The following is a 12965-nucleotide window of genomic DNA, read 5'->3' on the forward strand; positions in this document are numbered from 1 at the left end:
GCCAGACTGAAGGACAAAAAAGCCGCAAAAGACGGCAGTCCGGAAGACGCCTCGGCAAGAAGGCGCACGATGAAAACAGGCAGAACGACAGGGATTAAAACAATGGCACGCTTTGACATCAGTGATATCGAAATGGCTGCCGGTGGCGAAACCCGCGCCGACACCCTTTGCAATCTCGGCCTGGTCTATGCGACCGGCCGGGGCTGCAAGGTGGACCTGATCGCGGCCCACAAATGGCTTAACATCGCCGCGATCCGCGGATCGGAAAGAGCGGCTTCTCTCCGTGCGGATCTCGCCCGCAACATGACGAAAGCGGAACTGGCCGAAGCCCTTCGCGCCGCCCGCGACTGGATGACGATGCACTGATCCATCTCCGCGATCCATGAGATTGCCGGCGCGGTTCCCTCCAGTCCCGACGACCGGCCCAAACGAAAGTAAAACCCGAAGGGGAACGCGGCGAGGGCTCCGAAACGAAGCTTTTGCGCTGACACATCGAACCGCGACCGGCAGGAACAAGGCCGGCGCGGTTTTCTTATGTTCGGCAATGTGTCTTCGCCGGAAAATGATTCTCGCGCAGGGGCTTGCGGGAGGATGTTGATTCGATGTGTGTAACGCGCGGCACTTTCCCACCCTCATTCCTGTGACGAACACAGGAATGAGGGTGGGTTGGGAGCTTACCCGATGGCCTTGAGAACCTTCGGCAATGCCTGCTCGAACAGATCGAGCTTGTCACCCGGCCCAACGCTCACGCGGATGCAACGGTTAAGCGGGGCCACGCCCGGCATGCGGATGAAGACCCCATGGTCCATCAGCCCGTCAACGATGGCGCGCGCATAGGCGCCGTCGCGGTGGCAATCGATGGTAACGAAATTGGTAGCGGAGGGCAGCGGTGAAAGGCCGTTATTGCGGGCGACAGCGGAAATACGATCCCGTGCCTCGGAAATCTTGCCAACCACCTCATGCAGATAGGCCTGGTCCTTGAGCGCTGCCAAAGCGCCGGCGATAGAAATACGCGCCATGCCGAAATGGTTGCGGATCTTGTCGAAGGCTTCGACATTGCCAAGCGTACCGATGGCGTAACCCACGCGGGCGCCGGCGAGCCCGTAGGCTTTGGAGAAGGTACGCATGCGCAGGATATTGGGCTGGCCGATCAGCGCGTCGATAGCGGGCACCGCGCTTGCGGGCGCGGTTTCGCAATAGGCCTCGTCCAGAATGAGCAGGCAGGTTTCCGGCAACGCGCGGGCAAATGCCACCACCTCGCTCGCATCCCACCAGCTTCCCATGGGATTGTCCGGATTGGCGAAATAGACGAGCGGCGCGTTTTCCCTGTGAACGAGGTCGAGAAGCCCGTCGAGGTTTTCGTGGTCGTCTACATAGGGCGTGGTCGCCAGTTTTCCGCCAAAACCGTTCACGTGATAATTGAAGGTGGGGTAGCCTCCCAAAGAGGTGACAACAGGCGTGCCTGGTTCCACGATCAGCCTGGCGATTTCACCGAGCAATCCGTCCACTCCGCCGCCTATGGCGATGTTGCCGCGCGAAACCCCGTGGTGGATGGCAAGCGCTTCCTTCAGCTCGAAATTTTCCGGATCGCTATACATCCAGGTTTCAGCCGCCGCATCGCGCATCGCCAGAAGCACTGATGGGGCGGGGCCGAAGCCGCTTTCGTTTGCACCGATTCGCGCCTCCACCTTCAAGCCGCGGTTCCTTTCTATGGCCTCCGGGCCGACGAAGGGAACGGTGGAGGGAAGCGAAGCGGCAAGCGGCGTGAGGCGTGAAAAAGCGGACATTGACAGAAGTTCCGGGACCTGTGTTTGAAAACCCGGCTCACAATAGGTGCAAAAAAGCCGGACGCAAGCCGCGCCCGGGGGTTAGATGAGTGTTTGGCAGCAGATTTTTGGTTCCCCACGGCACAACGCAAAGATCGGCGGGCTGACGCGCGGTTGCCGCTCAGACGCTGGTCTCGAAGCTCAGCCGGCGGACATGGTGCAGAAATTCGGCATCGATCAGCATGTTGAAGCCGATCGTCACCTTTTCCTCTTCCCGGCGGATCAGCGTGCAGCCGATTTCGTCGCGGATACCGAGAATTTCCAGATAGAAGTTGACCGGCATTTCCAGATCGGCACTGACATCCAGCTCCGCGCCGTAGAGCGAAATGGTGCGCACCAGGCAGCGCATGGTGTCCTTGGCGCTCAGGTGGTGCCCGATGAAGGTGATCTTGCCGGGCCGGTCGATCTGAAATTTCTCATACATCTCGTCCTGCGGGACGTTTTGACCGATATCCATATGTAGAGCCATGACAACCTCCCGGATTGCCTCTTCCGTCTGATTTTAACGCGGCTTCCTTGCCAGGGCATGAAGGAAATATCCGCAATTGTCTCTAGTCCGTATCGACATGGGCCAGCTTTGTACGCAACCCGTGTTTCGCCTGTTTAAAACGCACATTATCTCGACTGGTTGCAGAAGGCGGGCGCCCGTTTTGATAATCGGGCACGCTTGCACAGGGCTGGAGGCTCGTGCGGTTGACGCCGGCCGTACTTGGCGTTACGCCTGATCGCGCAATATCGCTTCGCAGCCTCGGGGATCATCGGCCGGCTGTGATTGTCCTGGGAGTGGAAAGTGACTGGAAGGCTGGTAATCGTCGGGGCGGGGCAGGCCGCTTTTGCGCTGGCGTCGAAGCTCCGGGCGCTGAAGGACGAGCGTGCCATCACCATCATAGGCTCGGAAGATGCCTACCCCTATCAGCGGCCGCCGCTCTCCAAAAAATACCTTCTCGGCGAGATGAGTTTTGACCGGCTGATGTTCCGCCCGGAAGAATGGTATGCCGAAAACAATGTCGATATCCGGCTTTCCACCTGGGTGGAGGAGATAGACCGCGCCGGCAAGACCGTGCGCATGCAGGATGGCAGTACGCTTTCTTATGACCGGCTGGTTCTTGCGACCGGGGCCGCGCCCCGGCTGCTGCCCGCCAGCATCGGTGGCGATCTCGACGGCGTGCTTACCGTCCGTGACAGGCGCGACGCCGACCGCTTGACGGAGGAGATGAAGCCGGGCCGCAGGCTGCTGGTCATTGGTGGCGGTTATATTGGCCTTGAAGCTGCCGCCGTTGCCCGCAAGCTTGGCCTCGAGGTGACGCTGATCGAAATGGCCGACCGTATTCTCCAGCGCGTGGCGGCGAAGGAAACTGCGGATATCATGCGCGGCATTCATCAGGCCCAGGGCGTTTCCATCCGCGAAAAAACCGGCCTCGTGCGCCTCGTCGGCATGGACGGGCGGGTTGCCGCGGCAGAACTTTCGGATGGTTCGACGATCGACGTGGATTTCGTCATCGTCGGCATCGGCGTGACACCGAACGACCGGCTTGCCCGCGAATCGGGTCTCGATGTTGGTAACGGTATCGTGGTTGACGAATATACCCGGACATCCGACCCCGCCATTCACGCGGTGGGCGATTGCGCGCTTCTGCCCTGGCGCGGCCAGCAGGTGAGGATCGAATCGGTCCAGAACGCGGTCGATCAGGCTGAGGCGGCTGCCGCCGTACTGGCCGGCATGGAAGCGGTATACGACGCGAAACCCTGGTTCTGGTCGGATCAGTACGATGTGAAGCTGCAGATCGCCGGCTTCAATCTCGGTTACGACGAGACGATTTTGAGGCCCGGCGCAAGGGAAGGCAGCTGGTCCATCTGGTATTTCCGTGATGGCCGCTTCGTGGCTGTCGATGCCGTCAATGACGCCAAGGCCTATGTTGCGGGTAAGAAACTGCTCGATACAGCCGCCCAACCCGACCGCACAATCCTGGCGGATCCGTCCGCCGATCTGAAATTACTGCTCTCCTGAGGATATCATGCCCGCTGCCGAAAACCGTTTCAAAACCGCCATTCATGCCGGCAAGCCGCAGATTGGCCTGTGGCTCGACATGGGCGAGGCCATTACGGCGGAAATCGCCGGAACGGCTGGCTTCGACTGGCTGGTGATCGACGGTGAGCACGGGCCGAACGACCTGCGCAGCATCATCGACCAGCTGCGCGCGCTTGCCACCTCTGTCGCCGAGCCGGTGGTGCGTGTGCCTGTCGGCGAGAGCTGGATGATCAAGCAGCTTCTGGATGCTGGCGCCCGCACGCTTCTTGTGCCCATGGTCGATTCAGCGGCACAGGCGGAAGCTCTCGTCAGCGCCATGCATTACCCGCCGCGCGGCATTCGCGGCATGGGAGCGGCCGTCGCCCGCGCTTCCGCTTTTAATACGATAACGGATTATGCCGACAGCGCCTCGGCCAGCGTCTGCCTGCTGGTGCAGGCGGAAACCCGCGCGGCAATCGAAGATCTCGACAATATTCTTGCGGTGGACGGCGTGGATGGCGTCTTCATCGGCCCGGCGGATCTGGCCGCGGACATGGGTTATCTGGGAAGGATTGACGAAGCGGCGGTGCAGGCGGTTATCGAAGCGGCGATCGTGAAAATCGTCGCGGCTGGCAAGGCCGCCGGCATCCTCACCTTCAATGAAACCTATAATCGCCGTTATCTTGAACTCGGCGCGTCGTTCGTCGCCGTGGGAGCCGATGTCACGGAACTCGCCAATACGCTGCGTGCGCTTTCCGCCCGCTACAAGGGTGGGCCGGCAGTGACGCCGTCCGGATCAGGATATTGATCAATCGTCGTTACTGGCGTTCAGCTTCTCCGGCGGAATACCTTCCTCGCCGGAGGCGAGATAACCGCCATTGATGAGGGCGGAGCGGACGATGCGCTGGATTGCCTCGTCCCTATCGATGCCGTGATCCCTTGCAAAATCAGACAATGCTGCCTCAAGATCGTCGCTGAACCGCATATTCGCCCCCTTCATTCCTGCTTTTTTCACCAATGCATAAAGGCAAGGCGGGCAAACCCGCCTTGCCTTGATTTAATGCCCGTTCGTCATCAGCGCCAGCGATAAAGGCTGCTGTTCGACGAACTCTGCTGCGTGCTCGTGCCCACCGCATAACCGATCGCGAAACCGAGTGCGCCGACGATCGTCAGCAGGGAGGTGGCGGTGCCTGGATTTTCCTTCACGGCTTCCACGACATTCTGGCCCTGCGCCCGGACATTATGCGCCGCCTTGCGAACGCGGCCGCGCGCCTCATCCAGAAATTCCGATGCATCCTCTCCAACACCTTCCGCACGGGCAGAAACGGATTTTGACAGGGATGCGATCTGCGAACGCAGTTCTGCAATCTGGTTTTCGATCGTGTCTTCGACAACATTCAGTTTGGTCTGAGCCATTAGAACACCTCTTTTGTTACCGAGGCGAAAACGTGCGGGCCCTGAAGAAGTTCCGCAACCGGGCGTAAAGTTTGACCCGCGGTTTATTTGGCCAACAGGTTTTTTGGCTTCTTGGCGAAAAAGCCTTGCAATCATTTTTCTTACGCAATAATCAGGCCGCACCGGAGAGGTGGCCGAGTGGTCGAAGGCGCTCCCCTGCTAAGGGAGTATACGTCAAAAGCGTATCGTGGGTTCGAATCCCATCCTCTCCGCCACTTCGGTATAAAACCGGGAACGCCGATTTCCGCCGTTTTCCCTCCCTTAGTGGCTACCAGCGTCCTCAACAGGGTGCTTTTGCTGCCTTTGATGTAGATTGCGTCGTCCGCGACCTCGACGTGCTGGGCGAAGGCCCGGACGTGTTCCCGCCGATAGCCGCCCTTTCCAAGCCGGAGTCGGGTGCGGGCTTCACTCGCCAGTTCCCGCACGGCTGCCCCTGTGAGGCCCTGATGGGCCGAGCTTTTCAGCATGGCCTCGGTTCTTTCGGCGTCGGCGCGTGCCTGATCCCGTAGCGCGGTAAGGCCCGCTATCCGCTCGCCGAGGGCGGCTTCGGCCGGGTCGAGCGAACCAGCCTCGATAGCGTCGTAAAGCCGCTTGAGGCGCATGTCGGCCTCGGCCGCGCGCTGGTTCAGCTCTGCAATGTGCTGGCTGCGCCGCTCGACGCTCTCCTGCCGGCGGTCGAGCAGCGAGGCGAGCACATCTTCGATCCTCTCGGGGTCCAGCACCCTTTCCTCGATATGGCTGACCACTATGCGATCGAGCTTGTCCATGGGGATCGCGCGGCCTTTGCAGCCGGTCTCGCCCTGCCGCGCCCGGATCGAGCAGGCATAATAGCGATAACGGCCGTTCTTGCCGGTGCGCAGCGTCATCGCACCTCCGCAATTGCCGCAATGGCAAATGCCGGTCAGCAGATTTGGGCCGCTGACCACGCGCGGCGGCGTCACCTTCGGATTATTGACCTGCAAGCGCCTCTGCACCGCCTCGAAGGTCTCAAGGTCGATCAGCGGTGGCACCGCGACGGTGACGATTTCCTCCTCGGGCTTCACGTCACCCTTTTTGGAACGGCGATTGAACCGATGCTCGCCGATATAGGTGCGCCGGGTCAGGATACGGTGGAGCTGGCCGATGCCCCAACGCCCGCCGCTGCGGGTGAACATGTGGTTCCTGTTGAGGTAGCTGACGATGTTCTTGACGCCCATGGGGCCGGACGTGCCGTCGCCTTCCGTTGCAAGGCGGAAGATCAGCCGCACGGTGTCGGCGTGCAGCGGGTCGATTTCCAGCTTCTTCTTCATCTTCGCGCCGCGCTGCTCGGCATCGACGACGCGGTAGCCGATGGGCGGAAGCGAACCGTTCCAGAAGCCTTGGCGGGCGTTCTCCTTCAAGGCGCGCAGGACGTGCTTGGCGTTCTCCTTCGACTGGTATTCGTCGAACAGCGCCATGATCTGCCGCATCATGACGTGCATGGGGTCGTCGCCCATTTCCTGTGTGATGGACACCAGCCGGACGCCATTCTTGGCGAGCTTCCTGACGTTGAACTCCAGCTCGAAGTGATCGCGGAAGAAACGCGAGAAGCTGTGAACCACCACCAGGTCGAACGGCGCGGGCTTGCTGGTGCCGGCCTCGATCATCCGTTGGAACTCGGGGCGACGGTCGTTGGTCGCCGATGCTCCGGCCTCGACGAAGGTTTCGACAAGCTGGTAGCCGCGCGAAGCGCAATAGGCTTCGCCCTGTTTGCGCTGGTCGGGGATCGACACGTCATGCTCGGCCTGCCGGGCGGTCGAGACGCGCAGATAGAGCGCGGCGCGCAGGGCGACGTGTGGGGACTGAATGCTCATCATTGGCCTCCTTTCGCCGCGCGGCGTTCGAGCAAGGGCAACGCCAGCTCCACGCGATCATGCAGCACCTTGGGCACGAGCTTCTGGCCCTCGCCGGGGTCCATGCGGATCAGGCCGTAGCGCGCCATTTTCTTGAGGGTTCGGGACAGGTTGGGCTTCGCCCGCCCCGTGATCCGCGACAGTTCCTCCAGCGAGCCGGGCGACTGCTCGTCGATGACGCGCAGCAGCTCGCGGTTCCCGCTGGAAAGGAGCTGCGCGAAGGATTCCATGGATGTGAACCACACCTTCGGATCGTCGGCCGCCGGCTTTTCTTCGCCGCGCGCGATCCGCATGGTGCGGGCCTTCATCTCATCGTAGCCGGCAATCCCGACTTTCAATGTGGTCATAGCACGCCTCGCTCCTTCAACACCGCGTCCACCGCCTGCCAGAAGTCGGCCAGCAGCGTGGCCGCATCCTCGTAGGCGTAAGGCTTCACGGTCTGGAGACGGTGCCGATGGTCCATCGGCCCGCCACGCCTGCCCCGGCCGACCGGATGGGCGTTGTCGAAGCCGACCAGCCGCTCGCCCGAAGGCCCGTGAAGCGTGAGCGAGTAATCGAGGCCGTGCGGCTTCTCCGGCGAGACCGGAACGCGGGTGACGACGAACTTTACCCAATGGCCGCTCTCGGGATCGACAACGAGCACCTGACCGTCGAGGTCCAGAAGCGTGTCGAGGCTCGGGTCACGATCCTCGCTCATGACTTACTGTTATCATCAGAGGATAACGATTTCAAGCCCTGATTGTCAGGATCGTCGATGGGGCCGAACAGCCGGTCGAGCACGTCGCCGAAATACCGCTCGAAGATTTGCAGTTCTTCCTCGGTGACCGGCACCTTCTCGGGCCAGTCGTCGAAGACAGGCAACGACTCCACATCGACGATGCGAAGCGGCGACCTTCGGCGCTCCCGCCCGTCCGACGTGGGTTCGTCGGCATAGTCGAAAAGATCGTCGGGAAGTGTCTCGGGAACCGGCTGTCGCGGTCGCCCTTTGCGGGCGCGGCGGCGCTCTGCGCACATGGAATCCTCCTTGGCTCTGGTGGATTCCGGGGCACTCACGGTCCCGGAATTAAGCGAACCATGGAGGGCAGTCGGCGGCCTGTAGCGTGCCGCATTTGCGCCTATGCGCTGGCGGCACCCCTGCGCCAGTTGCAGAGACACTAGCGGATAACCAGCAACATCCGGGGCCGCGTTGCGGCCCCGGATGCCTCTTGGCTTAGAACGTCAGCCTACATGCCTGACGGATGGCGATCTGGACCGGCGATGGAGGTAGCGCCGGATCAAACTCGTCCTTCGGCAGCAGCGGCGGCTGTGCCATGAAACGCGGTTGCTCCCCTCGATGAGGTTGCGCCGCATGGACGATGAATGGGTGACATAGGTAGACGGTGCCCGCCGCACCTGTTGCCAACGCAACATCGCAACCTTCCGTAGAGGCGTAGCCATTCTCGGAAAGTTGCCTGAGTGTCGCGCCTGCATTGCCGTAGGGCAGCAACTCACGTGCAATCGCCGCATGTGACCCTTTTCGTATTTTCGTAGGCGCGTCATTGGGACCAACATCCGAAAACAGAAACAGCATCAACAAGGCGCGTCCGCTACTCTTAACGTTGGCCCGCCACTCCATGAAATCTGGATTGTCGGTGCCAAAGCTCACGTCCACATGCCAGCCGTCGTCACCGGGAGATTCTGGTGACGGAAAGCGGATGGGAAAGGTTCCAACACCTTTGGGGGCAAGCCATCGGCCTTCCCCAACGAGTTGGTCGTAGGCTTTGTGCAGTTGCGGCGTGTTAGCAGCTTCGATGAAGGGGGGCGACGACTTGAACCCCACTCGAACAACGGGTTGAGTCCAGTTTTCAGGTTCGTCCGGTGACAGACCTATATCCGCCCACAACTCGTCCCTCCCTTGCTTTGCAAGGTTGGCGCTGAAGGCATTTTCGATTTTGACAAACCCATCGTCAATGAAGCTCTGGACCTGACCAGAAGTCAGGCCGACATGCTTAGATTTAGGCATTACAAACACATTCTCCGTTCGGCCTCCGCGTCAGCAGGGCCGTCTTAATCTGAACGGCGCAGGTGCGCCGGCACGACTTTCAGTCGTTCAGATCAGCGGGAAGAATGTGGAAATGAACATCATGGGTGTTACGTATGCTCCGTAGCGGATGGTTTCAAGGACGCATGACGAAGCACATGCCGCGTCGCAGGATGCTTGATGGTTAGCATATCCCCGTCATGGAAAACAGGTAGCTGCGTACAATTTTTTGCTCTTGCCACGCACATATACCAACTCAAGCTCATGTTTTTATGGTCTGTCCTGCTTCCCGCCGTGCCTTTGCGAAACCGCGATCCGTGGCGATGAACCGCTCCAGCATGGGCACGATCAGCCTGACGGGATCGGCGGCGGACTGGCCGCTCTCGCGGGCCAGCACCTCGGCATAGGCGACCAGATCGCGGTGAAGCGGCGCGGGCAGCTCTACCGTCACCTTGACGGGCTTGTCGTCGGGCAGCGGGCCGAGTTTCAGCTTGGTCATTGTCAACCTCCTGCCGGCTCGAACACAAGGTCGCGGGTGACGATGATCCTGACCGGGAAGCCGGGCCGGATGGTGAGCGTCGGCGCGACCTGCAACTGGCGCTGAACGATCTGCTGGCCCGCCTGATTGACGGTATCCTGCGCACCGTCGCGGATGGCCCGGATAAGCCGGTCCTCGTCGCTGGTCGCCAACTCCGTCCCGACCGCGAGCAGCGTGGACAGTCCGGCCGCCTTCATCAGATCCCACCAATGATAATCGACGCCATCCTCAAGGCCGGCGTAACCGCTGGCGTCCGCGCCCGGCAGGCGCTCAAGGACGATGGAACGGCCGCCCGGCAGGATCAGGCGATTCCAGACAAGCAGGACGCGGCGCTGGCCGAAGGTCACGCCGTCATCGTATTGGCCGATGATGCGCGTGCCCTGCGGGATCAGGAGCAGCGAGCCGGTCGGGCTGTCATAGACGTTCTCGGTGACTTGCGCCGTGATCTGGCCGGGAAGGTCTGAACGGATGCCCGTTATCAAAGCGGCCGGGATCAGGGCCCCGGCCTGAAGGATATAGGGCGATGCCGGCGGCGCGACACGATCCGGCGCGACGGTCTGCCGGTCCACGGGTCCATTGAGGAAAGCCGTGTGCCGATCCTGCGTCGCAGGCTGTCCACCAAGGCCAAGACCGGCAAGGCCGGGCATGGCCGTTCCTGCTGGTGCTCCCGTGCGCGGGCCGGACTGGAAAAACAGGTTGCTCAAGCGCGCGGCTTCTTCCTCGGCGCGGCGGCGTTCTTCCTCTGGATCGACGGCGGGCGTCGCCATGACGGGCGGTGCAACCGGCTGGCCCCTGTTCTGCGCATCGAGGATGGGGCGGCCCAAATCTCCGGGCAGCGCGGGGCCGAGAACCGGGCCGGTATAGTCGCGCGGCAAGCCCGACAGGCCGTCCGCCGTGGGCCGGTTCTCGGTAGAATAGAGTTCCTCGCCGCCCGGTCCTGCATCGCGGGTCTGGAGAGCGTAGATGAGCGCCCCGCCGATGCCGAGCAAGGCGACGGCACCGACGCCTGCCAGCATCTTGCGGGACAGGCGGGTGACGCGGGGCGTTTCGGCGCGTAGCCGCATGGGCGCGGCGGTGTCGGTGATAGTGGTGTCTGTCATGACGGGGAGTCTCCGGTCGCGCTGGCGGGCTGCGCGGCGGCGGCCTGCGGCGGGTTGATGCGGACGATCCTGACCGTCTGCTGGCGGCTGCCGCTGCCAAGGCGCAGCTCGGCCGCGCCGAACAGGCGGTCCACGATCAGGATGTTCTGATGGACGCGGCTGTTGACGATCTGCGGCTCGCCATCGGAGCCGAGCACGAAGATCGGCGGCATCTCGCCCTGCACGATCCCGGCCGGGAAGACGACATAGACGCGGCGGCCATCGTCGAAGACGGAGATGGGTCGCCATGGCGGGCTATCGCCTGTCAGGCCGTAGCGGTAGTTCCTCGCAGCCTCGGCCGGGATGATCGGCGCGGCCGGGACGGTCTGGCGCTGGCCTGCTGGCGGTGTGGGATAGGCCCATGCCACGGCCGGCATGTAGAGCGTTTCCCGCGCGCGCAGCTCGATCATGTAAGTGCGCCGGTCGGTGGTGACGACAAGGTTGGTGGAAATGTCCGTGCGTGTCGGCTTCACAAGGATATGGACGCGGCGGTTCGCACCGCTGCCGCTCTCGGTGTCGCCGATGATCCAACGCGCGGTGTCGCCGGCCGCGATCGGCCCCGCGCCGGTCAGGCTCTCGCCCGGCTCCAGCGCAATGGTCGTGATCTGCCCAACTGCGGCATAGACCTGATAGAGCGCGCCTTCGCTCCACGGATAAATCTGGATCGCGTTGTAGTAGCCTTCGCGGCGCGGCTCGACGCGGGCGGCGGCGTTGGCATTCTCGACGCGGCCGGTCGGCGTGCCGGCAGCCTCGCCGCCCCGCGCCACGGTCCATGCCGGCGGGACATGCAGCGGCCGGGGCGTGTCGTTGGTGACGGCCGCCTGCACGGTCGGCAGTGGCGGCACGGTATCGTCATAGCTCCATTGCTGGGCGCGATTGGTGGCGCAGCCCGCAAGCATGGTGGCCGAAAGCAGCATGGCGGCAACGGCCGGGGTGCGGGTGATCGTCCTCATTGGCTCATCTCCCGCGACCATGAAATTGCGTTGACGTAGATTCCGAGCGGATTGGCGCGCAGGCGCTCGGCATTGCGCGGTGGCTGGAACTACTATAATGGATATCGCGGTGTTGTCGTCGCGCGTCCTGGCTACCGCTTCTATCGAGGATACTGGTTTCCGCCCGCAGCCTTCGCTGCCGGCGTGATCGTCGGCCGAACGCTGGCCCATCCCGTGCCACCGGCGCGCCGTCTGACCGCCGCCCATTAGGTATAGTGTTTTGCAGTTTAGAGGAGATATCGCGATGCATACGCGGAAGGCAATAACGGAGGCGCTTCAAAAACTCGGAGTCCAAACCGGTGACCTCTTGATGGTGCATGCCTCACTTAAAGCGATTGGTCCGGTCGAAGGAGGAGCGGAGACGGTCGTTGCCGCGTTACGCTCCGCGGTTGGGCCGACTGGCACTGTGATGGGATACGCGTCGTGGGACCGATCACCCTACGAGGAGACTCTGAATGGCGCTCGGCTGGATGACGAAGCCCGCCGTACCTGGCTGCCGTTCGATCCCGCAACAGCCGGGACTTACCGTGGGTTCGGCCTGCTGAATCAATTTCTGGTTCAAGCCCCCGGCGCGCGGCGCAGCGCGCACCCCGATGCATCGATGGTCGCGGTTGGTCCGCTGGCTGAAACGCTGACGGAGCCTCACGAACTCGGTCACGCCTTGGGGGAAGGATCGCCCGTCGAGCGGTTCGTTCGCCTTGGCGGGAAGGCCCTGCTGTTGGGTGCGCCGCTAAACTCCGTTACCGCATTGCACTACGCCGAGGCGGTTGCCGATATCCCCAACAAACGGTGGGTGACGTATGAGATGCCGATGCTTGGAAGAGACGGTGAAGTCGCCTGGAAAACGGCATCGGATTACGATTCAAACGGCATTCTCGATTGCTTTGCTATCGAAGGAAAGCCGGATGCGGTTGAAACTATAGCAAATGCTTACGTGAAGCTCGGTCGCCATCGAGAAGGTGTCGTGGGCTTTGCTCAGTGCTACCTGTTCGACGCGCAGGACATCGTGACGTTCGGCGTCACCTATCTTGAGAAGCATTTCGGAACCACTCCGATCGTGCCTCCGCACGAGGCCGTCGAGCGCTCTTGCGAGCCTTCAGGTTAGAGGCCGTCGAC

Annotated in this window: 16 protein-coding genes, 1 tRNA gene and 2 pseudogenes; 6 read left to right on the top strand and 13 right to left on the bottom strand. The window is 62.1% G+C overall.

Annotated elements, in window-relative coordinates; translation table 11 throughout:
* The first annotated feature begins 102 nt into the window (after window positions 1–102).
* Entirely contained in the window at window positions 103–366 is a 264-nt protein-coding gene (locus BTN45_RS03185) for a sel1 repeat family protein (RefSeq protein ID WP_004440874.1), read from the top strand.
* A gap of 308 nt (window positions 367–674) precedes the next feature.
* Here BTN45_RS03185 and BTN45_RS03190 read toward each other — a convergent pair whose 3' ends face one another.
* The gene (locus BTN45_RS03190; protein WP_207588907.1) at window positions 675–1787 is read right to left on the bottom strand and encodes a pyridoxal phosphate-dependent aminotransferase; all 1113 of its coding nucleotides are present in this window, start codon (window positions 1785–1787) and stop codon (window positions 675–677) included.
* Window positions 1788–1947: 160 nt separating this feature from the next.
* Entirely contained in the window at window positions 1948–2295 is a 348-nt protein-coding gene (locus BTN45_RS03195; RefSeq protein WP_004440878.1) for a hypothetical protein, read from the bottom strand.
* Between the two features lie 321 nt (window positions 2296–2616).
* Between BTN45_RS03195 and BTN45_RS03200 the strand changes: the two genes are divergently transcribed.
* Together BTN45_RS03200 and BTN45_RS03205 are read left to right on the top strand one after the other, a co-directional pair.
* Entirely contained in the window at window positions 2617–3834 is a 1218-nt protein-coding gene (locus BTN45_RS03200; protein ID WP_137068510.1) for an FAD-dependent oxidoreductase, read from the top strand.
* Between the two features lie 7 nt (window positions 3835–3841).
* A complete protein-coding gene (locus BTN45_RS03205; RefSeq protein WP_113382144.1) occupies window positions 3842–4642 on the top strand; it encodes an HpcH/HpaI aldolase/citrate lyase family protein in 801 nt (266 codons plus the stop codon).
* Here BTN45_RS03205 and BTN45_RS03210 read toward each other — a convergent pair whose 3' ends face one another.
* Window positions 4643–4819 carry a hypothetical protein gene (locus BTN45_RS03210; protein WP_004440886.1) on the bottom strand — a complete coding sequence of 59 codons (177 nt, stop codon included), beginning with the start codon at window positions 4817–4819 and terminating at the stop codon, window positions 4643–4645. It abuts the gene before it with no gap.
* 89 nt (window positions 4820–4908) lie between these two features.
* Window positions 4909–5250 carry a hypothetical protein gene (locus tag BTN45_RS03215; protein WP_004440887.1) on the bottom strand — a complete coding sequence of 114 codons (342 nt, stop codon included), beginning with the start codon at window positions 5248–5250 and terminating at the stop codon, window positions 4909–4911.
* Window positions 5251–5413: 163 nt separating this feature from the next.
* On the opposite strand from BTN45_RS03215, the gene BTN45_RS03220 reads away from it, so the two are divergent.
* Window positions 5414–5504, top strand: a tRNA-Ser gene (locus BTN45_RS03220).
* Window positions 5505–6080: 576 nt separating this feature from the next.
* Here BTN45_RS03220 and BTN45_RS03225 read toward each other — a convergent pair.
* The 9 genes and pseudogenes from BTN45_RS03225 to BTN45_RS03265 all read right to left on the bottom strand — a co-directional run.
* Window positions 6081–7124: pseudogene (locus tag BTN45_RS03225) on the bottom strand (recombinase family protein); the annotation flags it as partial.
* A complete protein-coding gene (locus BTN45_RS03230) occupies window positions 7121–7507 on the bottom strand; it encodes a winged helix DNA-binding protein (protein ID WP_099547435.1) in 387 nt (128 codons plus the stop codon). The pseudogene BTN45_RS03225 and the gene BTN45_RS03230, both read right to left, overlap by 4 nt.
* The gene (locus BTN45_RS03235; protein WP_099547434.1) at window positions 7504–7857 is read right to left on the bottom strand and encodes a DUF6516 family protein; all 354 of its coding nucleotides are present in this window, start codon (window positions 7855–7857) and stop codon (window positions 7504–7506) included. Before BTN45_RS03235 ends, BTN45_RS03230 begins: the two co-directional genes overlap by 4 nt.
* Window positions 7854–8174, bottom strand: a complete 321-nt coding sequence (locus BTN45_RS03240) for a hypothetical protein (protein ID WP_099547433.1) — start codon at window positions 8172–8174, stop codon at window positions 7854–7856. The genes BTN45_RS03235 and BTN45_RS03240 overlap by 4 nt, the downstream gene beginning before the upstream one ends.
* Window positions 8175–8370: 196 nt before the next feature.
* Entirely contained in the window at window positions 8371–9162 is a 792-nt protein-coding gene (locus tag BTN45_RS03245; protein ID WP_099547432.1) for a phytanoyl-CoA dioxygenase family protein, read from the bottom strand.
* A 280-nt stretch (window positions 9163–9442) separates the two neighbouring features.
* Window positions 9443–9679: a DUF2274 domain-containing protein gene (locus BTN45_RS03250; protein ID WP_099547431.1), complete on the bottom strand. Its 237-nt coding sequence runs from the start codon at window positions 9677–9679 to the stop codon at window positions 9443–9445.
* A gap of 2 nt (window positions 9680–9681) precedes the next feature.
* Window positions 9682–10818, bottom strand: a complete 1137-nt coding sequence (locus BTN45_RS03255) for a TrbI/VirB10 family protein (protein WP_207588909.1) — start codon at window positions 10816–10818, stop codon at window positions 9682–9684.
* The gene (gene trbG / locus BTN45_RS03260; RefSeq protein ID WP_199122726.1) at window positions 10815–11810 is read right to left on the bottom strand and encodes a P-type conjugative transfer protein TrbG; all 996 of its coding nucleotides are present in this window, start codon (window positions 11808–11810) and stop codon (window positions 10815–10817) included. The genes BTN45_RS03255 and trbG overlap by 4 nt, the downstream gene beginning before the upstream one ends.
* Window positions 11807–11896: pseudogene (locus BTN45_RS03265) on the bottom strand (VirB8/TrbF family protein); the annotation flags it as partial. The pseudogene BTN45_RS03265 and the gene trbG, both read right to left, overlap by 4 nt.
* On the opposite strand from BTN45_RS03265, the gene BTN45_RS03270 reads away from it, so the two are divergent.
* Both BTN45_RS03270 and aac(3)-IId read left to right on the top strand, forming a co-directional pair.
* A complete protein-coding gene (locus BTN45_RS03270; protein ID WP_246751657.1) occupies window positions 11862–12059 on the top strand; it encodes a hypothetical protein in 198 nt (65 codons plus the stop codon). The pseudogene BTN45_RS03265 and the gene BTN45_RS03270 sit on opposite strands and share 35 nt — an antisense overlap.
* A 34-nt stretch (window positions 12060–12093) precedes the next feature.
* Complete coding sequence (gene aac(3)-IId, locus BTN45_RS03275) at window positions 12094–12954, top strand: aminoglycoside N-acetyltransferase AAC(3)-IId (protein ID WP_000557454.1); 861 nt, start codon at window positions 12094–12096, stop codon at window positions 12952–12954.
* Window positions 12955–12965 lie beyond the last annotated feature (11 nt).

Source organism: Rhizobium sp. ZX09, assembly GCF_017357485.1.
Taxonomy (GTDB): domain Bacteria; phylum Pseudomonadota; class Alphaproteobacteria; order Rhizobiales; family Rhizobiaceae; genus Agrobacterium; species Agrobacterium pusense.

What these genes read in the sequence shown, in the direction of transcription:
- BTN45_RS03185 (WP_004440874.1), top strand. Translation starts at nt 103, where the DNA reads ATGGCACGCTTTGACATCAGTGATATCGAAATGGCTGCCGGTGGCGAA.
- BTN45_RS03190 (WP_207588907.1), bottom strand. Translation starts at nt 1,787, where the DNA reads ATGTCCGCTTTTTCACGCCTCACGCCGCTTGCCGCTTCGCTTCCCTCC.
- BTN45_RS03195 (WP_004440878.1), bottom strand. Translation starts at nt 2,295, where the DNA reads ATGGCTCTACATATGGATATCGGTCAAAACGTCCCGCAGGACGAGATG.
- BTN45_RS03205 (WP_113382144.1), top strand. Translation starts at nt 3,842, where the DNA reads ATGCCCGCTGCCGAAAACCGTTTCAAAACCGCCATTCATGCCGGCAAG.
- BTN45_RS03210 (WP_004440886.1), bottom strand. Translation starts at nt 4,819, where the DNA reads ATGCGGTTCAGCGACGATCTTGAGGCAGCATTGTCTGATTTTGCAAGG.
- BTN45_RS03215 (WP_004440887.1), bottom strand. Translation starts at nt 5,250, where the DNA reads ATGGCTCAGACCAAACTGAATGTTGTCGAAGACACGATCGAAAACCAG.
- BTN45_RS03230 (WP_099547435.1), bottom strand. Translation starts at nt 7,507, where the DNA reads ATGACCACATTGAAAGTCGGGATTGCCGGCTACGATGAGATGAAGGCC.
- BTN45_RS03235 (WP_099547434.1), bottom strand. Translation starts at nt 7,857, where the DNA reads ATGAGCGAGGATCGTGACCCGAGCCTCGACACGCTTCTGGACCTCGAC.
- BTN45_RS03240 (WP_099547433.1), bottom strand. Translation starts at nt 8,174, where the DNA reads ATGTGCGCAGAGCGCCGCCGCGCCCGCAAAGGGCGACCGCGACAGCCG.
- BTN45_RS03245 (WP_099547432.1), bottom strand. Translation starts at nt 9,162, where the DNA reads ATGCCTAAATCTAAGCATGTCGGCCTGACTTCTGGTCAGGTCCAGAGC.
- BTN45_RS03250 (WP_099547431.1), bottom strand. Translation starts at nt 9,679, where the DNA reads ATGACCAAGCTGAAACTCGGCCCGCTGCCCGACGACAAGCCCGTCAAG.
- BTN45_RS03255 (WP_207588909.1), bottom strand. Translation starts at nt 10,818, where the DNA reads ATGACAGACACCACTATCACCGACACCGCCGCGCCCATGCGGCTACGC.
- trbG (WP_199122726.1), bottom strand. Translation starts at nt 11,810, where the DNA reads ATGAGGACGATCACCCGCACCCCGGCCGTTGCCGCCATGCTGCTTTCG.